At 68.9% G+C, this 18,583-nt stretch carries 22 protein-coding genes and 4 tRNA genes; 4 read left to right on the top strand and 22 right to left on the bottom strand.

From position 1 onward, the window contains the following. Positions 1-3: 3 nt before the first annotated feature. From AC2IPW_RS17750 to AC2IPW_RS17820, 15 genes are all read right to left on the bottom strand, one after another. Complete coding sequence (locus AC2IPW_RS17750; RefSeq protein ID WP_003937623.1) at positions 4-804, bottom strand: MlaE family ABC transporter permease; 801 nt, start codon at positions 802-804, stop codon at positions 4-6. An 8-nt stretch (positions 805-812) separates the two neighbouring features. Further along, a complete protein-coding gene (locus AC2IPW_RS17755; protein ID WP_289381913.1) occupies positions 813-1,913 on the bottom strand; it encodes an ABC transporter ATP-binding protein in 1,101 nt (366 codons plus the stop codon). 316 nt (positions 1,914-2,229) lie between these two features. Next, positions 2,230-2,616: a 50S ribosomal protein L7/L12 gene (rplL, locus tag AC2IPW_RS17760; protein ID WP_003937621.1), complete on the bottom strand. Its 387-nt coding sequence runs from the start codon at positions 2,614-2,616 to the stop codon at positions 2,230-2,232. A gap of 105 nt (positions 2,617-2,721) precedes the next feature. Continuing rightward, the gene (gene rplJ / locus AC2IPW_RS17765; RefSeq protein ID WP_003937620.1) at positions 2,722-3,255 is read right to left on the bottom strand and encodes a 50S ribosomal protein L10; all 534 of its coding nucleotides are present in this window, start codon (positions 3,253-3,255) and stop codon (positions 2,722-2,724) included. Positions 3,256-3,628: 373 nt separating this feature from the next. Next, positions 3,629-4,342: a 50S ribosomal protein L1 gene (rplA, locus tag AC2IPW_RS17770; protein ID WP_003937619.1), complete on the bottom strand. Its 714-nt coding sequence runs from the start codon at positions 4,340-4,342 to the stop codon at positions 3,629-3,631. A gap of 123 nt (positions 4,343-4,465) precedes the next feature. After that, a complete protein-coding gene (rplK, locus tag AC2IPW_RS17775; protein WP_003937618.1) occupies positions 4,466-4,900 on the bottom strand; it encodes a 50S ribosomal protein L11 in 435 nt (144 codons plus the stop codon). Between the two features lie 70 nt (positions 4,901-4,970). Beyond that, positions 4,971-5,813 (bottom strand): transcription termination/antitermination protein NusG, encoded by an 843-nt coding sequence (gene nusG / locus AC2IPW_RS17780; protein WP_003937617.1) that lies wholly within the window; start codon positions 5,811-5,813, stop codon positions 4,971-4,973. Between the two features lie 46 nt (positions 5,814-5,859). Then, the gene (gene secE, locus AC2IPW_RS17785) at positions 5,860-6,282 is read right to left on the bottom strand and encodes a preprotein translocase subunit SecE (RefSeq protein WP_003937616.1); all 423 of its coding nucleotides are present in this window, start codon (positions 6,280-6,282) and stop codon (positions 5,860-5,862) included. A gap of 32 nt (positions 6,283-6,314) precedes the next feature. Continuing rightward, positions 6,315-6,387 (bottom strand) — tRNA-Trp (locus tag AC2IPW_RS17790). A 173-nt stretch (positions 6,388-6,560) separates the two neighbouring features. Next, positions 6,561-6,986 carry a (3R)-hydroxyacyl-ACP dehydratase subunit HadB gene (gene hadB, locus AC2IPW_RS17795; RefSeq protein WP_003937615.1) on the bottom strand — a complete coding sequence of 142 codons (426 nt, stop codon included), beginning with the start codon at positions 6,984-6,986 and terminating at the stop codon, positions 6,561-6,563. Continuing rightward, a complete protein-coding gene (gene hadA / locus AC2IPW_RS17800) occupies positions 6,973-7,548 on the bottom strand; it encodes a (3R)-hydroxyacyl-ACP dehydratase subunit HadA (protein WP_003937614.1) in 576 nt (191 codons plus the stop codon). The genes hadB and hadA overlap by 14 nt, the downstream gene beginning before the upstream one ends. Positions 7,549-7,635: 87 nt before the next feature. Continuing rightward, positions 7,636-7,803, bottom strand: a complete 168-nt coding sequence (gene rpmG, locus AC2IPW_RS17805) for a 50S ribosomal protein L33 (RefSeq protein ID WP_003937613.1) — start codon at positions 7,801-7,803, stop codon at positions 7,636-7,638. 58 nt (positions 7,804-7,861) lie between these two features. After that, positions 7,862-7,937, bottom strand: a tRNA-Met gene (locus tag AC2IPW_RS17810). Positions 7,938-7,980: 43 nt separating this feature from the next. Continuing rightward, positions 7,981-8,053, bottom strand: a tRNA-Thr gene (locus AC2IPW_RS17815). A 234-nt stretch (positions 8,054-8,287) separates the two neighbouring features. After that, positions 8,288-8,370 (bottom strand) — tRNA-Tyr (locus AC2IPW_RS17820). 147 nt (positions 8,371-8,517) lie between these two features. Between AC2IPW_RS17820 and AC2IPW_RS17825 the strand changes: the two genes are divergently transcribed. Further along, entirely contained in the window at positions 8,518-9,009 is a 492-nt protein-coding gene (locus AC2IPW_RS17825) for a YajQ family cyclic di-GMP-binding protein (RefSeq protein WP_003937612.1), read from the top strand. A gap of 29 nt (positions 9,010-9,038) precedes the next feature. Here AC2IPW_RS17825 and htpX read toward each other — a convergent pair whose 3' ends face one another. Beyond that, the gene (htpX, locus tag AC2IPW_RS17830; protein WP_003937611.1) at positions 9,039-9,899 is read right to left on the bottom strand and encodes a zinc metalloprotease HtpX; all 861 of its coding nucleotides are present in this window, start codon (positions 9,897-9,899) and stop codon (positions 9,039-9,041) included. Between the two features lie 104 nt (positions 9,900-10,003). Further along, positions 10,004-11,050: a polyprenyl synthetase family protein gene (locus AC2IPW_RS17835; protein WP_003937610.1), complete on the bottom strand. Its 1,047-nt coding sequence runs from the start codon at positions 11,048-11,050 to the stop codon at positions 10,004-10,006. Between the two features lie 137 nt (positions 11,051-11,187). On the opposite strand from AC2IPW_RS17835, the gene AC2IPW_RS17840 reads away from it, so the two are divergent. Continuing rightward, on the top strand, positions 11,188-12,459 hold the full coding sequence (locus tag AC2IPW_RS17840) for a geranylgeranyl reductase family protein (RefSeq protein WP_486375298.1): 1,272 nt from the start codon (positions 11,188-11,190) through the stop codon (positions 12,457-12,459). Between the two features lie 10 nt (positions 12,460-12,469). Here the strand turns inward: AC2IPW_RS17840 and AC2IPW_RS17845 are convergent, their stop codons facing one another. From AC2IPW_RS17845 to menD, 4 genes are all read right to left on the bottom strand, one after another. Further along, positions 12,470-13,168 (bottom strand): demethylmenaquinone methyltransferase, encoded by a 699-nt coding sequence (locus AC2IPW_RS17845; RefSeq protein ID WP_081005223.1) that lies wholly within the window; start codon positions 13,166-13,168, stop codon positions 12,470-12,472. Between the two features lie 43 nt (positions 13,169-13,211). Beyond that, on the bottom strand, positions 13,212-14,354 hold the full coding sequence (locus tag AC2IPW_RS17850; protein ID WP_003937607.1) for a glycosyltransferase family 4 protein: 1,143 nt from the start codon (positions 14,352-14,354) through the stop codon (positions 13,212-13,214). Positions 14,355-14,442: 88 nt separating this feature from the next. Next, on the bottom strand, positions 14,443-14,856 hold the full coding sequence (locus AC2IPW_RS17855) for a DUF3592 domain-containing protein (protein ID WP_486375299.1): 414 nt from the start codon (positions 14,854-14,856) through the stop codon (positions 14,443-14,445). Positions 14,857-14,863: 7 nt separating this feature from the next. Next, the gene (gene menD / locus AC2IPW_RS17860) at positions 14,864-16,483 is read right to left on the bottom strand and encodes a 2-succinyl-5-enolpyruvyl-6-hydroxy-3-cyclohexene-1-carboxylic-acid synthase (protein WP_416061511.1); all 1,620 of its coding nucleotides are present in this window, start codon (positions 16,481-16,483) and stop codon (positions 14,864-14,866) included. Between the two features lie 82 nt (positions 16,484-16,565). Between menD and AC2IPW_RS17865 the strand changes: the two genes are divergently transcribed. Both AC2IPW_RS17865 and AC2IPW_RS17870 read left to right on the top strand, forming a co-directional pair. Further along, entirely contained in the window at positions 16,566-17,153 is a 588-nt protein-coding gene (locus AC2IPW_RS17865; RefSeq protein WP_416061512.1) for a flavin reductase family protein, read from the top strand. Positions 17,154-17,229: 76 nt separating this feature from the next. Next, positions 17,230-18,069, top strand: a complete 840-nt coding sequence (locus AC2IPW_RS17870; protein ID WP_416061513.1) for a siderophore-interacting protein — start codon at positions 17,230-17,232, stop codon at positions 18,067-18,069. A gap of 45 nt (positions 18,070-18,114) precedes the next feature. Here the strand turns inward: AC2IPW_RS17870 and AC2IPW_RS17875 are convergent, their stop codons facing one another. Next, positions 18,115-18,555, bottom strand: a complete 441-nt coding sequence (locus AC2IPW_RS17875) for a DUF6918 family protein (RefSeq protein WP_040783088.1) — start codon at positions 18,553-18,555, stop codon at positions 18,115-18,117. Positions 18,556-18,583 lie beyond the last annotated feature (28 nt).

Here is an 18,583-nt window from a genome sequence, read left to right on the forward strand (position 1 = left end):
GAGTCAGGATCCCTTCGCCGGAACGATCTGCAGGTACACCATCGTCAGGATCAGGTTCGCGAAGAACAAAAGCAGGAAGGTGATGACGACGGTCTGGTTGACGGCCTCACCGACACCCTTCGGCCCGGCACCGGGGTGCAGGCCCTTGTAGGCCGCGACGACGCCGGCGATGACACCGAAGATCGCCGCCTTGATCTCGGCCACGTAGAGGTCGGGCAGCTGGGCCAGGGCCGAGAAGGAGGCCAGGTAGGCGCCCGGAGTTCCGCCCTGCAGGATCACATTGAAGAAGTAGCCGCCGGCGATGCCGACCACGGACACCAGTCCGTTGAGCAGCAGCGCGACGAGAACCATCGCGAGCACGCGCGGGACCACGAGGCGCTGCACGGGGTTGATGCCGAGCACCTCCATCGCGTCGATCTCCTCGCGAATCGTGCGCGACCCGAGGTCGGCGGTGACCGCGGAGCCGGCCGCACCGGCGATCAGCAGCGCGGTCACGATCGGACTGCCCTGCTGGATCACCGCCAGGACGCTGGCGGCACCGGTGAACGACTCCGCGCCGAGCTGCTTGATCAGCGACCCGGTCTGCAGCGAGACGACGGCGCCGAACGGAATCGCCACGAGGGCAGTGGGCAGGATCGTCACGCTCGCGATGAACCACGCCTGCTCGATGAACTCGCGGAACTGGAACGGCCGGCGGAACATGTTGCGCACGACGTCGACGAACAACTCGACGATGTTTCCGGCCTGGGTGAGTGCACCGTGTATCGGACGCACGAACGAGCTGGTGCCCGAACCGACCCCCATGTGTTCTCCTAGCTGGTGTGGTGGCGGGCGGACTCGTCGTACCCGTCAGCGGGGTACGCCGGAATGACCTGTGTGTCGTCGTCGCGGTAGGAATGGTCCTGATACGCCGGTGCGGCGTGCGATCCGTTGTTCTCCTCGAAGGACTCGAGGATGGCATGCTGGGCGGGCTCGGGCAGGGTGTGGAGGATGTGCCGCACCCGGTCCTGCCGGCGGCGCACCGCCTGACGCTCGGGCATCCCCGGGGTGGCCTTCATCTGCGGGACGATGCCCTCGATGTCGTCCACGCCACCGGCGTGGTGCCCGGCCTCGACGAGCGCCTGTTCCTGCGCCATCGTGGCCTCGTCCTTCTCCTCCGACATCCCGATCGGGCCGATCATCGTGCCGTTGAGGAACTGCTTGACCACCGGCTCGTCGCTGGTGAGCAGCACCTCACGCGGACCGAACATCACCAGCTCGCGGCGGAACAGCATGCCGATGTTGTCCGGCACCGTCCGCGCCAGGTTGATGTTGTGCGAGACGATCAGGATCGTCGCGTCGATCTCGGCGTTGATGTCGATCAGCGTCTGGGAGATGTAGGTGGTGCGCACGGGGTCCAGACCCGAGTCCGGCTCGTCGACCAGGATGATCTGCGGATCCAGCACCAGGGCGCGCGCCAGTCCCGCACGCTTGCGCATGCCGCCGGAGATCTCGCCCGGCAGCTTGTCCTCGGCGCCGAGCAGACCGACGAGCTCGAGCTTGTCCATCACGATCTTGCGGATGTCGGATTCGGACTTCTTGGTGTGCTCCCGCAGCGGGAACGCCACGTTGTCGTAGAGGTTCATCGACCCGAACAGCGCGCCGTCCTGGAACAGCACACCGAACAGCTTGCGGATCTCGTAGAGCTCCTTGCTCGAGCACTGCAGGATGTCGGTGCCGTCGATGACGATCGAGCCCTGCTCCGGCCGCAGCAGACCGATCAGCGACTTGAGGAACACCGACTTGCCCGTGCCGGACGGGCCCAGCAGGGCACTCACCTCGCCCGCCGGGAGGGTCAACGTCACGTCCTGCCAGATCCGCTGAGACCCGAAGGACTTCGTCAAGCCCTCGACAGCTACTTCGACTCCCACCATTACCTCCGCACGGCTCGATGCTGTTCCCCACTGTGGATTGCGTCACTGTAGCGCATCGAAGTGTTACCTGTGACACGGGATCCTACTAGCGAGTAAGAACACAGGTCAACTCGGGCATAACACCCGTCGATCAGGGTGATGACCTGCGTCTTTGCCGTCCCCGTGCGGCATCGACTCAACCTATCGCGGATGGAATCCGCGTGCCTGCCGAACGGTCACGAATAGGCGAAAAGGCCGCTGCCCACGGACGTGAATCCGTGGGCAGCGGCCTTGCCGAATCGCTCGACCGGGATGCGGTCGGGCAGCCTCGTACGTCTTACTTGACGGTGACCTTGGCGCCGGCCTCTTCGAGCTTCGCCTTGGCGGCGTCGGCAGCGTCCTTGGCGACCTTCTCCAGGATCGGCTTCGGAGCACCCTCGACGAGGTCCTTGGCCTCCTTCAGGCCGAGGCCCGAGACGATCTCGCGGACGACCTTGATGACCTGGATCTTCTTGTCGCCGGCACCCTCGAGGATGACGTCGAACTCGTCCTGCTCGGACTCGGCCTCGGCGGCGGCGGCCGGGGCACCGGCAGCAGCGACGGCGACCGGAGCGGCAGCGGTGACCTCGAAGGTCTCCTCGAAGGCCTTCACGAACTCCGAGAGCTCGAGGAGGGTCAGTTCCTTGAACGCGTCGAGCAGCTCTTCGGTGGTGAGCTTCGCCATGGTGGCGGTCCTTCCTTGTGGATCCCATGTCGCTGATCCGCGACCGGATGGGATACGCGCCGGGGCGCGCGGGGTGGGTGGGTCAGTGATTCGCGATGGTGCGGATCAGCTTGCGGCAGACTCCTGGTCCGCCTTCTTCTCCTGCAGAGCGGCCGCGAGACGGGCCACCTGCGAGGCAGGAGCGTTGAACAGGCCGGCGGCCTTTGCCAAGTTGCCCTTCATCGCGCCGGCGAGCTTGGCCAACAGCACCTCGCGGGACTCGAGGTCCGCGATCTGGTTGACCTGTTCCACGGACAGCGCAGCGCCGTCCATGTAGCCGCCCTTGATGACGAGCGCCTTGTTGTCCTTCGCGAAGGTCTTCAGGGCCTTCGCAGCGTCGACCGGCTCGCCCTTGATGAACGCAATGGCGGTCGGTCCGACGAACAGGTCGTCAAGGCCCTCGACGCCCGCCTCCGCGGCGGCACGCTTGACCAGGGTGTTCTTGGCGACGGAGTAGGTGGCACCCTCTCCGAGAGCGCGTCGCAGCTGCGTCAGACTGGTCACCGACAGACCACGGAACTCCGTGATCACGGCGGCAGTCGAGTCCTTGAACTGCTCGGTGATCTCCGCAACCGCGGAAACCTTCTCAGGCTTTGCCATACTTCGCCTCCTCTCAGTAACAGTCGTTTTCCCGCTCGGGAAGTTCCACTCGAAATCCGCAAAATGCAAAACGCCCCGGTGCAGGGCACACGGGGCGTACAGAGAGAAGGACGGCATCGCGAGCGATGTCGTATCTCCCCTACCTCGTCCTCCTGCGTGGGCCGCCGGGCAATCCCGGACCTTCAACCGAATCCGCACGCGGACCCGGTGACCAACGGTCTTGGGTAGAACATGATCGGGGTGAAGATCGGCACGCGCCGAACTCCGCGAGCCAGCGTACCGGACGAGGCGCGCGGACGCAAAACGGCCGGCACGGAGCAGTTCCGTGCCGGCCGTTCGGTGCGTTGCCCGCGAAGACCGGGTACCGGTCTCCTTACTCGGCGTCCTCGAGGAGGTTCCGGGTGCGCGACGGGTCCACCGGGATGCCCGGGCCGGTGGTGGTCGCGATCGTGACCTTCTTGACGTAACGCCCCTTCGCGGTGGACGGCTTCGCACGCAGGACCTCGTCCAGCGCGGCAGCGTAGTTCTCCACCAGCTTCGCGTCGTCGAACGACGCCTTGCCGATCACGAAGTGCAGGTTCGAGTTCTTGTCGACGCGGAAGTTGATCTTGCCGCCCTTGATGTCCGCGACAGCCTTCGTGACGTCCGGGGTGACCGTGCCCGTCTTCGGGTTCGGCATCAGGCCGCGCGGGCCGAGGACACGCGCGATGCGGCCGACCTTGGCCATCTGGTCCGGGGTCGCGATTGCGGCGTCGAAGTCCAGCCAACCGCCCTGGATCCGCTCGATGAGGTCCTCGGCGCCGACGGCGTCCGCACCGGCGGCCTCGGCCTCGGCGGCCTTCTCGCCCACAGCGAACACGATGACGCGGGCGGTCTTACCGGTGCCGTGCGGCAGGTTGACCGTGCCGCGGACCATCTGGTCCGCCTTGCGGGGGTCCACACCGAGGCGCATGGCGACCTCGACGGTGGCGTCGTAGTTCTTCGACGAGGTCTCCTTCGCGAGCCGAGCGGCCGCGAGGGGGCTGTAGAGCGTCGAGGCGTCGATCTTCTCAGCGGCGGCGAGGTACGCCTTGCTGCGCTTTGCCATTGTTCTGTCCTAACTTGTCACCGGAAGGTGAACGGTTCGGTCGTGGTTGTCGAGCCTGGCCGGCCCTCCCACGGATTACTGCTGCCGGGCACTCGGCCCTGCGGGTTCCGAGCGGCGCTGCGCTCAGCCCTCGACCGTGATGCCCATCGAACGCGCGGTGCCGGCGATGATCTTCGCGGCGGCCTCGACGTCGTTGGCGTTCAGGTCTTCCTGCTTGGTCTTGGCGATCTCGCGCACCTGGTCCATGGTGACCTTGGCGACCTTGGTCTTGTGCGGCTCGCCGGAGCCCTTCTGCACACCCGCGGCCTTCAGCAGCAGCTTGGCGGCCGGCGGGGTCTTGAGCTTGAAGTCGAACGAGCGGTCCTCGTAGACCGTGATCTCGACCGGCACGACGTTGCCGCGCTGCGACTCGGTCGCCGCGTTGTACGCCTTGCAGAACTCCATGATGTTGACGCCGTGCTGACCCAGCGCGGGGCCGACCGGCGGAGCCGGGTTGGCCTGACCTGCCTGGATCTGGAGCTTGATGAGCCCGGCAATCTTCTTCTTCTTCGGGGGCATCTCTATTCCTAGTTTCTTGCTCGGTGTGGTTCTTGCGTACTGCTATCGCAAGTTTGAGTGGGTCGGACCGTCAGATCTTCGACACCTGGTTGAAGGACAGCTCCACCGGGGTCTCGCGACCGAAGATCGACACCAGGACCTTGAGCTTCTGCTGCTCGGCGTTGACCTCGCTGATCGACGCCGGCAGCGTCGCGAACGGCCCGTCCATGACGGTGACGGACTCGCCGACCTCGAAGTCCACCTCGATGGTGGGCTTGGCAGCGGTCGCAGCGCCTTCGGCGGCAGCGGCAGCGGCGGCGGGCTTCTTCTTCGCCTGCTGCGGCAGGAGGAACTTCACGACCTCCTTGATCGTCAGCGGCGACGGGCGCGAGGTGGCACCCACGAATCCGGTGACTCCGGGAGTGTTGCGCACCGCGCCCCACGACTCGTCGTTCAGTTCCATCCGAACCAGGATGTAGCCCGGCAGAACCTTGCGGTTGACCTGCTTGCGCTGGCCGTTCTTGATCTCGGTGACCTCTTCGGTGGGCACCTCGACCTGGAAGATGTACTCCCCGAGGTCCAGGTTCTGCACACGGGTCTCGAGGTTGGCCTTGACCTTGTTCTCGTAACCGGCGTAGGAGTGCACGACGTACCAGTCGCCGGGCTCGAGCCGCAGCTGCTTCTCGAGGGCCTCCGCGGGATCGATCTCCTCCGCCGGGGCCTCCGCGGGCGCCTCGGACTCGTCACCGGCCGTCTCGTCGGTTTCGATGCCCGCCACCGCCGACTCGTCGGCCGCTTCCACCGCCGACTCGTCGGCCGGCTCTACTGCCGACTCGTCGGCCGGCTCGGCCGTCACGGAGTCGTCGACAAAGACCTCGTCCGAAACGCGCTCTTCGGCCGAGGGCTCGTACGAGTCGTTCTCGGGGGTGCTCACCGGGCACTTTCCTCTCGTCGATCACATTTGCCGGCACGCTGACGCGCTAGCCGAACAACCAGCTGACGCCCTTCACGAACGCCAGATCCAATCCAAAGATGAGCGCGGTCATGACCGCCACGAAGACCACGACGACCGTCGTGTACGTGACCAACTGCTTGCGATTCGGCCAGATCACCTTGCGCAGCTCGGCAAGGACCTCGCGGAAGAAGCGCCGCAGGCGCTTGAAGATGTTCTCCGTGCCCTGGGCACCGGAGCGAGCAGCGGACTTGGCCGGCTGCGATTCGGCCCGTCGAGCGGGCGCCACCGCGGTCGACGCCGGAGCGGCGGAACGTCGCGGGGACTTCTTGCCGGTGGGGGCAGCGGATGCGGAGGAAGCGCCGGGGGTCGCGTCGGTCGCCGATCCGGCGTCGTCAGGGCTGGAAGTCCCTGCGGTACCGCCGTCGCGCTTACCGCGCTCCTCGCTCACATCGTTCCTCTCGGTCGCTGGCAGTCCGGGGGCAGGGGCGACAGGACTTGAACCTGCAACCTGCGGTTTTGGAGACCGCTGCTCTGCCAATTGAGCTACGCCCCTCTGGTCGATGCCTCCGCCGGAAACCGGCGTCTCGATCGACCCATCTGCGACCACATGACATGCGCGCCACCCCGTGGGCCGTTACGGCCTTCGAGAGCAGCGCGCTGCGCTATGCGATCCCAGAAGTCTTAGTGTACTTCATAGCCCCGGGACAAACCCAATCCGCCGGCCGGTCAGGCCAGACGGACCGTTGCCGTGGCTCGCCCGAAGATCTTACGTCCTTCGGACTTCGCCACGATCGCGACCACTGCTGTCTTGCTGTCCGCGTCCACCGACTTGACCTTGCCGGAGAACTCCACCTCGGCGGCCCGATGGGCCTCGACGTAGACCGGACTGGTGAACCGAACGTTGTACTCGGTCACCGCTCCTGGGTCACCGAGCCAGTCGGTGACGAAACCGGCCGCGATGCCCATGGAGAGCATGCCGTGGCCGACCACGTCGCGCAAGCCGGCGAGCTTGGCGACCTCGTCGCTCCAGTGGATCGGATTGGGATCACCCGACACACCTGCGTAGTTCACGAGGTTGCCACGGGTGAGCGTCACCACCCGTACGGGCAGCTCCTCACCGACCGAGACGTCCTCGAACCTACGGCGCGACATGCATCATCACATCCTTGACTGCGTGGGCGATGTTCTCGTCCACCTCGCCACCGGTGCGGCCCACCAGGGTGGTCCACGTGGTCATCACGACGTTGTCGTGCTGATCGGTGATGATGTTCTTGGTGGTGATGATGTCGCTGCCGGCGGCCTGACGGAAATCGTCGAGGTACACATCGCAGAACAGTCGATCGCCCACCTGGATCGGCCGGTGGAACACCAGCCTCTGGTCCGTCTGCATGATCTGGCTGAGGTCGTATCCGGTGACGACCTCGTCGAACAGCTTGCGCTGGGCGATCATGCCGACGATGGAGATGAAAGTGAGCGGCGCGACGAGGCCGTCGTAGCCGAGGCCCTTCGCCGCTTCCTCGTCGTGATGCGCCGGATTGTTGTCCAGCACGGCGCGCGCGTACTCGCGGACCTTCTCCCGCCCGACCTCGTAGAAGTCTTCGACGCGATAGTGGTGACCGACCATCGAGGCCGCATGTGCCGCTACATCGAACTGGATCCCGGCCTGTTCGGTGCCGTCCACGACCGATTCTTCACTCACGAATGTGCCCGTCATACGCAGAACTCCCGCAACTTCGCCCGGACGCCGGCCGGCGTGGGCGATTGTGCGGGGAGCTCACGCGTCGACGTCGACCCTGTACGACTACTTCGACTCGCGGTGTGCGCGATGAGTGCCGCAGTTGGGGCAGAACTTCTTCAGCTCCAACCGATCGGGGTCGTTACGACGGTTCTTCTTCGTGATGTAGTTGCGGTGCTTGCACACCTCGCAGGCCAGGGTGATCTTCGGCCGAACGTCGGTGGAGGAGGCCACGGGATGCCTTCTTTCGCGTCAATCTGATCAACGACGATCAGGGTGGTTCATTCAACTGTGGTAGCGGTGACCGGACTTGAACCGGCGACGCAACGATTATGAGTCGTTTGCTCTACCAACTGAGCTACACCGCCTCGGTGTCGAGTGTCGCGAACAACGGCGGCACACAATCCAGCGAGCCCCCTGACGGAATCGAACCGTCGACCTTTTCCTTACCATGGAAACGCTCTGCCGACTGAGCTAAGGGGGCGCGACCACCGTGAGCATCTCTGCTCGCTGCGGCCTCCAAAAGATTACACACACTCCTCTGCAGGAACAAAATCGGCAGTTCAGGGGCTGTAAATCGACTTTTTCACCCCTCGGCCGAGCGTCCGGAGGCGCTCTCGGGCGTGCGCCGGCCGCACACCGGGACGCAGCGACGTCGGCACCGGAACGACCGCGAACGCAGAACGGCCCCGATCCGTTCGGATCGGGGCCGTTCCGGTGGCAGGTGTAGGATTCGAACCTACGTAGGCGTAAGCCGACGGATTTACAGTCCGCTCCCATTGGCCGCTCGGGCAACCTGCCGGGCGCGATCGGGACCGTGTCCCTGGCGCGTTTGAAACAATACAACGCACACCCCCCTGTTGTGCAAACCGGGTGGACAGCGGCACCGCGCCACCCGATAGCGTCGGGGCGGCAACCCGTACAGAACCGATCCGAAGTGGAGTGCACGTGGCTGATTCGTCGTTCGATGTGGTGAGCAAGGTCGACCGCCAGGAGGTGGACAACGCGCTGAACCAGGCCGCCAAGGAGCTCGGCACCCGTTTCGACTTCCGCAACACCGGGGCGGGCATCGAGTGGAGCGGCGAGGAGTCCATCACCCTGACCGCCGACACGGAGGAACGCGTCAACGCCGCCCTCGAGGTGTTCAAGGAGAAGCTGATCCGGCGCAATCTCTCCCTGAAGTCCTTCGACGCCGGCGAGCCCACCCAGTCCGGCAAGGTCTACAAGATCAGCGGGTCCCTGGTGCAGGGCATCAGCACCGAGAACGCCAAGAAGATCTCCAAGCTGATCCGGGACGAGGGACCCAAGGGCGTCAAGGCGCAGATCCAGGGCGAGGAGCTGCGCGTGACCAGCAAGAAGCGCGACGACCTGCAGGCCGTGATCGCACTGCTCAAGAATGCCGACCTCGACATCGCGCTGCAATTCGTCAACTACCGGTAGGCGGTGACGACCGGTTGGCACGGCGGGCGTCAGCCCCCGCGGGCCATGCGCTCGAGTCGGTCGATGCGCTCCGCCATGGGCGGGTGGGTCGAGAACAATCGGCTCATCCGCTCCCCCGGACGGAACGGGTTCGCGATCATCATGTGCGACTGCGCGGCGATCCGGGGTTCGGGCGGCAGCGGCGCCGCCCGGGTGCCCTGCTCGAGTTTGCGCAGCGCCGAGGCCAGCGCCAGCGGATCGCCGGTGAGTTCGGCGCCGGACTGATCCGCCTGGTACTCGCGGGAACGCGACACCGCGAGCCGGACGACGGTCGCCGCGATCGGCCCGAGCAGCGACACCAGCAACAGGGCCAGCGGATTGGTGCCCTGGTCGCGGTTGCCGAACATGTTCGCGAAGAATGCGAGATTCGCCAGCCCCGAGATCACCGCCGCCATCGCGCCGGCCACCGACGAGATCAGGATGTCCCGGTTGTAGACATGCGACAGTTCGTGTCCGAGCACCGCGCGCAGCTCGCGCTCGTTCAGGATCTGCAGGATCCCGGACGTGCAGCACACCGCCGCATGGCGGGGGTTGCGGCCGGTCGCGAACGCGTTGGGTGCGCTGGTCGGGCTGATGTACAGCCGGGGCATCGGCTGATGCGCCGTGGTCGCCAGCTCGCGCACGATCCGGTAGATCACCGGTGCCTGCACCTCGGTGATCGGCTGGGCATGCATGGCCCGCAACGCCAGTTTGTCGCTGTTGAAGTAGGCGTAGGCGTTCATCCCGACGGCCAGGACGATCGACCCGATCAGGATCGTCGGGTTCCGGAACAGGGCGCCGATGAACACGATGAGGGCGGACATCCCGATGAGGAGCCCCGCCGTCTTCAGCCGGTTCGCATTCCCGTGCACGTCACGCCTCTTCCCGTCGATCTGGCCCGAGCGTTCAACGAAGCGGGGTGGGGCGCGGGTTCCCCGCCGTCACCGGCCGAAACCGCGTCCCGGCGTCCGGGTCCCTATCCCACGCGCGCGATCGTGTAGTCGACGAGCCGGCGCAGCGCCTCGTTCGCCGGTCCCTGCGGCAGCGACGCCAGCTCCGCGCGGGCCTTGTCCGCGTACTCGCCCAGCGTCCGCTTCGCCGCAGCCATTCCCGGCGACCGCGCCAGCAGCTCCAGCGCCTCGGTGACGGCGGCTTCGTCCTCGACCGGTCCGGCGAGCAGTTCGCGCAGCCGATCGGCCTCGGGCCCCGTCTCACGGAAGGCGTACAGCACCGGCAGGGTGTGGACACCCTCGCGCAGGTCCGTTCCCGGCGTCTTGCCGGACTCCGTCGACGCCGACGAGATGTCGATGATGTCGTCGGCGATCTGGAATGCGGTACCGACGGCGTCGCCGAGCCGTTCCAGATGCGCGATCTGGTCCTGGTCGGCGCCGGAGAACGTCCCGCCGAAGCGTCCGCTCGTCGCGATCAGCGAGCCGGTCTTCTCCCACACGACCTTCAGGTAGTGCTCGACCGGGTCCCGATCCTTCCCGCTGCCGATGGTCTCGCGCATCTGCCCGGTCACGAGTTCGGCGAACGTCTCGGCGATGGTCCGTACCGCAGCGGGACCGAGCGTCGACACCAGGCGCGACGCGTGCGCGAACAGGAAGTCCCCGGCGAGGATGGCGACGCTGTTGCTCCACCGCGCGTTCGCGCTGGGTGCGCCCCGGCGCATGGTGGCCTCGTCCATCACGTCGTCGTGGTACAGCGTGGCCAGGTGCACGAGTTCGACCGCGGTCGCCGCCGTCACCACCGCCGGATCGTTCGGCTTCGGGCCGAGCTGGGCGGTGAGGAGGGTGAACAGCGGACGGAACCGCTTGCCGCCGGCCTTGGCGAGATGCAGTGCGACCTCGGTCAGGAAGTCCTCGCCGTCGGACAGCTCCGAGATCAGCACTTCCTCGACTCGGGCGAGACCGTCCCGGACGGCGCCCGCCAGGACCGGATCGCCGAGGTCCACCCCGGCCACCACCGTGTCCGACGTCGCGCCGGACGGACCGGCGGACTGCGCCGCCCCTTCAGTGCTCACGATGAGGTACCCATCCTGTTCTGTCGACCCGGCTACCGCTGTCCGCTGTCGAATCGGCTCCACGGTAGTGAACCTAGCCGCTCCGCCGGCCGGCTACCTCCCCGAGGCACCGAAGCCGTACCTGGAAGGATGGAGCCGTGGTGGCAGAACACGCTGGGTCCGAACCGCGGCCCGACCTTCCGGATCTCCCCGACCGTACCGACGTGCTCGTCGTCGGCGCAGGTCCTGCCGGGTCGGCCGCCGCCGCCTGGGCGGCCCGCGACGGACGCGACGTGCTGCTCGTCGACGCCGCGACCTTCCCGCGGGACAAGACGTGCGGCGACGGCCTGACCCCGCGGGCGGTAGCCGAGCTCGACCGCCTCGGCCTCGACGACTGGGTGCGCACGCGCACCGTCAACCGGGGCCTGCGGCTGGAAGGCTTCGGTCGCAGCCTCGAGCTTCCGTGGCCGTCGGGTTCCTTCCCGGCGCAGGGCAGCGCCGTGCCGCGCACCGAGCTCGACGACCGGATCCGCCGCGTCGCCGTCGAGTCGGGTGCCGCAGCGGCCGAGGGAACCAAGGCCGTCGCCGTCGAGCGCGAAGGGACGCGGGTGACCGCGGTGACCTTCGCGACCGCGCGCGGGCCGCGCACCGTCGGATGCGAACGGCTCGTCGTGGCGGACGGGGTCCGTTCTCCGCTGGGCAAGCTACTCGGCCGGCAGTGGCACCGCGACACCGCGTACGGGGTCGCGGCCCGCGCCTATGCCACCTCCCCCCGCAGCGACGACCCGTGGATCACGTCGCACCTCGAGCTGCGCGACGACGCGGGCACGCTGCACCCGGGCTACGGCTGGGTGTTCCCCCTCGGCACCGGGGAGGTCAACATCGGCGTGGGCACGCTCGCCACCTCCAAGCGGCCGGCCGCCGGGTCGCTGCGCCCGCTGATCGAGCTGTATGCGTCGCGACGGCGCGGGGAGTGGGGACTCGGCGAGACCACCCGGGTGGCGTCGGCGCTGCTGCCGATGGGCGGTGCCGTGTCCGGTGTGGCGGGCCCGAACTGGGCCCTGATCGGCGACGCCGCGGCGTGTGTGAATCCGCTCAACGGCGAGGGCATCGACTACGGCCTCGAGGGCGGGCGGCTCCTCGCCGGCGTCCTGGAGGCGGACGACCTCACGCAGCTGTGGCCGGCCCTGCTGCGCGAACGCTACGGCCGGGCGTTCTCCGTGGCCCGGCGGCTTGCCGGGCTGCTGACGTTGCCGAGGTTCCTGCCGGCCACCGGACCCGTGGGGATGAGTTCGACGTCGCTGATGACGGTGGCCGTCCGGGTCATGGGCAACCTCGTCACCGAGCGCGACGAGGATGTCGTCGCACGGGCGTGGCGGGCCGGGGGCGGCGCGTCGCTGCGCTGGGACCGCCGACCGCTCTTCGCCTGACCGCGTCCGGTCAGCGCACCGCCCGGTGCAGGGCCACGATCCCGCCGGTGAGGTTGCGCCACTGCACCGACCGCCAGCCGGCGGCCCGGATCCGCTCGGCGAGTTCGGGCTGTGTGGGCCACGCCCGGATCGACTCGGCGAGATAGACGTACGCGTCGGGGTTGCTGCTGACGGTCCGTGCGACCCGCGGCAGCGCCCGCATCAGGTATTCGAGGTAGAGCACGCGCAGCGGGGCCGACACGGGTGTGGCGAACTCGCACACCACGAGGCGGCCTCCGGGCTTGGTCACCCGCGCGATCTCGCGGAGTCCGGCCTCGAAGTCGGAGACGTTGCGCAGCCCGAAGGAGATGGTGGCGGCGTCGAAGACCGCGTCGGCGAAGGGCAGGCGCATCGCGTCGCCTGCGACCATCGGCACCTGCCGGAACGCGCCGGCCTGCAGCATTCCCGTGGAGAAGTCGGTGGCCACCACCCACGCGCCGGACCGGCCGAGCTCCACCGTCGACACCCCGGTGCCGGCGGCGAGATCGAGGACGCGCTCCCCCGGCCGCAGGTCCAGGGCCGCTCGGGTGGCTCGTCGCCAACTGCGGTCCTGCCCGAAGGAGAGCACGGTGTTGGTGATGTCGTATCGCTGGGCGACGTCGTCGAACATCGACGCGACCTCGCGCGGATCCTTCGCGAGCGAGGCCCGCGATCCGTGAGTAGTTGCCACGGTCGAAACGTTACCGCTACGCGCCGCGCCGCAGCGTGCCCGGCTACGCGCTGCGCCGCAGCGTGCCCGGCCGGACCGAGCAGACCTGCTCGTAGTGCCCGAGCAGTTCGTGGCACACCGCGGGCCAGGTGCGGCCGAGAACGCTGCGCCGCGCGGCCGCGCCGAACCGGGCGCGGAGCACCGGGTCGGCGAGGGCGCCCACCGCACCCGGCAGCAGTTCGGTGAAGCCGTCGACCGGCAGCCGGTAGCCGTTGCGGCAGTGGGCGACGAGATCGCGCGGGCCGCCCGCGTCGGGCGCGATCACGGGGACGCCGCTGGCGAGCGCCTCCTGCACGGCCTGGCAGAACGTCTCGTGCTCCCCCGGATGGACGAACACGTCGAGGCTCGCGTAGGCGTCGGCCAGTGCGTCACCGCCGAGGTGGCCGGTGAACACCGCCCCGGGCAGGGCCGTTTCGAGCCGGGCGCGTTCGGGACCGTCCCCGACGACGACGAGCCGGTAGCGGGGGTCGGCCGACAGGACTGCGAGACGTTCGACGTGCTTCTCCGGGGCGAGCCGGCCCACGAAACCGACCACGAGCCGGCCGTCGGACGACCAGGCTCGGCGCAGCGCCTCGTTACGCCGGGCCGGGGTGAAGCGTGCGGTGTCGACGCCCCGCGCCCAGCGGTGCACCCGGGGGATGCCGTGTGCGGCGAGGTCGGCGGCGGCCGCCGTCGACGGTGCGAGCGTGCGGTCACAGGCCCGGTGGATCCGGCGCGTCCACTGCCAGGCGGCACGGGCCGCGAGGCCGAGCCCGTAGCTGGACGCGAATCCGGCGACGTCGGTCTGGTAGACCGCGACGGTGGGCAGGTCGAGTCTGCGGGCCGCGCCGAGGCCGCCGGCACCGAGCAGGAACGGCGACGCCAGATGCACGACATCGGGCGCGAACCCACGCAGGATGCCGGTGAGCGCGGGCTGTGGCAGCCCCACGGGCAGGGAGCTGACCTTCGGCACGTGCACCGCCGGCACCCGGTACACCGGGATGCCGTCGTGATGGGCGGGGGCCGGCGGCAGACCGGCGACGGTGTCGGGAGCGACGACCAGGGCCTCGTGGCCGTGGCGGTCGAGGTGCTCGAGCACGCGCAACACCGAATTGGTGACGCCGTTGACGTTCGGGAGGAAGGATTCCGCGACGATGGCTACTCGCACCGGCCCAGCATCGCGGTGGCGGCAGTCCGGGCGGGGTGGTCGAGGTGTCCGCCCGGCGAAGTTCCGGCGAATCCTCCCGGCGGCACCGCTACACGCGCGCCTCGCTGCGCCGCCGGAGATACGCGAGCACAGGTGCCGCGACCAGCCAGGTCACCACGATCAACGAGGCGGCGGGCACGAGAGCGACCCGGACGTCGCGGCCGGTAACCCGCGCCAGGTCGGGGTCGCTGCGGGCGTACTCGACGGCGATCCGCTGCCCCGCCGTGAGTCCCGTCGGATACAGCACACCGAGCTCGGGGTTGTGGGTGACGCCGTCGGGGGTGACGAAGCTGATCGCCGAGCGCAGCGACCCGGCGGAAAGCACCTCTGCGGTGGCAGTGCCCATGTCGGAGGCGATCAGATGGTCGTTGCGCCACGCCGCGAGGACCAGGATCACGGCGAGCACCGAGATGCCGATCGCGACGCCGAGCACCGCCCGGCGTGCCCTGTCGATTCCGCTCATGCGTCCGTCACAGCTGGGCGCGCACGGCCGCGTGCAGTTCCCGCAGGCCGGAGCGGTCGGTGATCACCTCGAGCACCCGGATACCGCTGGGGGGCTCGGTCCGGTCGGCCAGCGCGGCGGTCAGTGCGGGAAGGTCCACCCGCTCGTGCGGTACCCGGTACGCGGCACACAGCGCGGCGAGGTCCATGCCGTGCGGGGTGCCGAACACCCGCTCGAAGACGCCGGCGTACTGCGGGTCGCCCTGCTCGAGCAGCTCGAAGATGCCACCGCCGTCGTCGTTGGCGACGACGACGGTCAGGTTCTGCGGTCGCGGTTCGGCGGTGCCGATCAGCAGCCCCGAGGCGTCGTGCAGGAACGTCAGGTCGCCCATCAGAGCGACGGTGCGGCCCTGGGGGTAGGCCAGGGCGGCGCCGACGGCGGTCGAGACGGTGCCGTCGATACCCGCGACACCCCGGTTGGAGAGCACTCTCACTCCGTCGCGCGGGTAGCTCACCAGCGCCGCGTCGCGCACCGGGTTGGAGGCCCCGAGCAGCAGCTGGTCCCCTTCTCGCAGCGCATCGGTGACCGTCGCTGCGACGTGCAGGCCGGTCGGCTTCGGATGGGCGTCGAGCTGGGCGCGCACCGCCTTGTCGGTGTGGGCGGACAGGTTCCGGCAGCGTTCCAGCCAGGCCGGATCAGGCCGGCCGGTGACGACGGCGCGGGTGCCGGTGGCGAGGACGTTGCCGGACACGTCGGGCCAGCGGGGTCCGGTGGTGAGGGCGTAGACCGCCACCGAGGGATCGGCGAGCAGCTTGGAGACCGGCCGGTGCAGAGTCGGCCTGCCGGTGATGATTGCCTGCCGCGGTTTCAGATGCGGCAGCGCCATCGGATGCAGCGGGACACCGTGGAGCGGCGCGGTGGGTTCGGCGACGGTCGGCAGGGCCGACAGTTCGGGCCGGTAGGCGGAGCCGTGCCCGGAGATCACCACGGTGTCGGCGGTGATGTCGAGGTCCATCGGCACGTCGAGGGTGGCGTGCACCGTGGTGGTCCAGGCGCTGCCGTCGGCGCGGCCCTCGGGCACCGGGCCCTGGGGATGCACGTCCGGGACGAGCGGCTCGCGCAGCGGGATGTCGAAGTGGACGGGACCGGCGTTTCCGGAGCGGGTGCCGCGGGCGGCGGCGAGGACGCGGCTGACCGCGGAACGCCACTGGCTGTTCTGCTCGATCCCTTCCGCCAGGCCGAGGCTGATGGTGGCGCGGACCTGGGTGCCGAACATGCCGAGCTGTTCGACGGTCTGGTTGGCGCCGGTGCCGAGCAGCTCGTAGGGCCGGTTGGCGCTGAGCACCACGAGCGGCACCCGGGCGTAGTTGGCTTCGAGCACGGCCGGCGCGAGGTTGGCGACCGCGGTGCCGGAGGTCATCACGACGGGCACCGGACGGCCGGAGGCAACGGACAGGCCGATCGCGAGGAATCCGGCGGTGCGCTCGTCGATGCGCATGTGCAGCCGCAACCGGCCCGCGTTGTCGGCGGCCTGCAGCGCGAAGGCGAGCGGTGCGTTGCGGGAGCCGGGGCACAGCACGACGTCGCGGACGCCCCCTCGGGCGAGTTCGTCGACGACGGCGGTGGCCTGGGCGGTGGACGGGTTCACGGAACCCAGAGTAGTGCGGGACAAACGACGCACCCCGGTCCCCTGGGCGGCACGGGACGCGGGTCACAGTGACAATGGATCGATGCGCACCGTCTTCGATCCCAGCGAGCTGGGCACCGGCCGTTTCTACCGACTGATGACCGCCGCGATCGTGCCGCGGCCGATCGCGTGGGTGTCGACGGTGTCCGCGGACGGTGTGCCCAACGTCGCGCCGTACAGCTTCTTCACCGTCGCCGCAGTGAACCCGCCGGTGGTGCAGTTCACCTCGGTGGGACGCAAGGACAGCGTCCGCAACATCGAGGAGACCGGCGAGTTCGTGATCAACGTCGCGACCGTGCCGCTGATGGAACGAGTCAACGCGACGTCGGCGGGGTTCGCGCACGACGTGGACGAGTTCGCGACCGTGGGCCTGCGGCCCGAGCGCAGCGAGCGGGTGCATCCACCCCGGGTCGCGGAGTCACCGGCGGCGATCGAGTGCACGCTGCACCGGGTGATCGAGGTCGGCGACTGCTTCGTGGTGATGGGCGACGTGGTGGCCGTGTCGGTCCGGGCCGACGTGCTGGCCGAGGACGGGCTGCCGGACGTCGCGGCGCTGGCACCGGCGAGTCGGCTGGGGCGGAACGAGTGGGGTCTGACGCCGCAGGTGCGCCACCTCGATCGACCCGAATGATAGGTTAGCCTCCGCTGATTTCATCGTCGACCGAGTTTCGCCGACGACGCCCGGCGTCTCGGGACGGAGGTTCTGTATGGCTGCGCGCACCACGACCCGGACGCCTCCCGCCACCCGCGAGATCGTCACCGCCCACGTCCTTGCGACCGAACCACTCGGTGCGAGCTTCGTGCGCGTGACCCTCGGCGGCGACGGACTCGCCCGGTTCGCGCCGATGGGGTTCGACCAGTGGTTCCGGATGTTCCTGCCCGGTCCCGGCCGGCACGAGCCGACCCTGCCGGCAGCCGCCGACCACAGCTGGTGGCCGCAGATGCAGGCGATGCCGGAACAGGTGCGTCCGATCCTGCGCAACTACACGGTGCGCGACTACCGGGAGACCGGCTGCGGCCGCTACGGGCCCGGAGCGGAACTCGTCGTGGACGTCGCGACCCACGGCGACACCGGGCCGGCGTCGGCGTGGGCGCGGAAGGCGGAACCGGGTGCGGCGCTCGCGCTGCTCGACGAGGGCATCATGTTCCACCGCCCGGCCGGGGCGGCCTGGCAGATCGTCGTGGGCGACGAGAGTGCGCTGCCGGCGATCGCCGGCATCCTCACGTCGTCGGCGGAGCGGAACGACGCGACGGTCACGGAGGTGTTCGTCGAGGTTTCCCAGCTCGAGGACGTCGTGGCGCAGAACCTGGTAACGGGACCGCGGACCCGCGTGCACCCGGTGATCCGGACCGATGTGCGGCCCGGAGCACAGGTGCTCGACGCGGTGCGCGCCGCGGAGCTGCCGGACGGGCCGGGCTACGGATTCGTCGTGGGAGAGTCCGGGTTGGTGACGACGATGCGCCGTCACCTCGTGCGGGAGCGGGGCCTGGAGAAGTCGGCCGTGACGTTCAGCGGCTACTGGAAGTACGGGGCCGCCGCGTACTGACGTGGTGCCCTTCCGGTCCAGGACCGAAAGGGCACCACGGCCGCCTCAGCCGGCGTGCTTCTGCACCAGCGCGCCCACGCGGGGCAGGGCCTCGACGACGTGCTTCTGCGCCGACGGACGCAGCTTGTCGTAGACCTTCTTGATCGCCGTGCGCGACGAGGCCGCGATGCGCGCGTCCGTCACACCGAGCAGCGCGTCCGCGACCGTCTCGCTGCGGGCGGTGAGGTAGTCGGCGAAGTCACCGTTGCCGGCGTAGTCCTGCCAGAACGGCTGGATCTTGGCGACGAACTCCGGCAGCAGACCCTCGACGGCGCTGGGCACGATCGACGGGCCGAGCTTCGTCACCGCCGCATAGCCGGCCTTGAGCGCGAGACCCGACGCGCCCTTCTTGTCCGCCACCTCGGCGTCGATCAGCGCCTCGACGTCGGCGACGACCGCCGGGACCTTGTCGGCGCCGAGCAGGGCATCATCCAGAGCTGCAACCACTTCCACTGCCTCCGTAATGTGACTCGTG

It is taken from the genome of Rhodococcus sp. NS-SX18 (assembly GCF_057367935.1).

Coding starts and splice junctions, on each gene's coding strand:
- hadB (WP_003937615.1), bottom strand. CDS start 6,986: ATGTCGCGCCGTAGGTTCGAGGACGTCTCGGTCGGTGAGGAGCTGCCC.
- AC2IPW_RS17855 (WP_486375299.1), bottom strand. CDS start 14,856: ATGAGCGGAATCGACAGGGCACGCCGGGCGGTGCTCGGCGTCGCGATC.
- hadA (WP_003937614.1), bottom strand. CDS start 7,548: ATGACGGGCACATTCGTGAGTGAAGAATCGGTCGTGGACGGCACCGAA.
- AC2IPW_RS17750 (WP_003937623.1), bottom strand. CDS start 804: ATGGGGGTCGGTTCGGGCACCAGCTCGTTCGTGCGTCCGATACACGGT.
- AC2IPW_RS17755 (WP_289381913.1), bottom strand. CDS start 1,913: ATGGTGGGAGTCGAAGTAGCTGTCGAGGGCTTGACGAAGTCCTTCGGG.
- rplL (WP_003937621.1), bottom strand. CDS start 2,616: ATGGCGAAGCTCACCACCGAAGAGCTGCTCGACGCGTTCAAGGAACTG.
- rplA (WP_003937619.1), bottom strand. CDS start 4,342: ATGGCAAAGCGCAGCAAGGCGTACCTCGCCGCCGCTGAGAAGATCGAC.
- AC2IPW_RS17865 (WP_416061512.1), top strand. CDS start 16,566: ATGCGCACCGTCTTCGATCCCAGCGAGCTGGGCACCGGCCGTTTCTAC.
- rplJ (WP_003937620.1), bottom strand. CDS start 3,255: ATGGCAAAGCCTGAGAAGGTTTCCGCGGTTGCGGAGATCACCGAGCAG.
- AC2IPW_RS17870 (WP_416061513.1), top strand. CDS start 17,230: ATGGCTGCGCGCACCACGACCCGGACGCCTCCCGCCACCCGCGAGATC.
- rplK (WP_003937618.1), bottom strand. CDS start 4,900: ATGCCCCCGAAGAAGAAGAAGATTGCCGGGCTCATCAAGCTCCAGATC.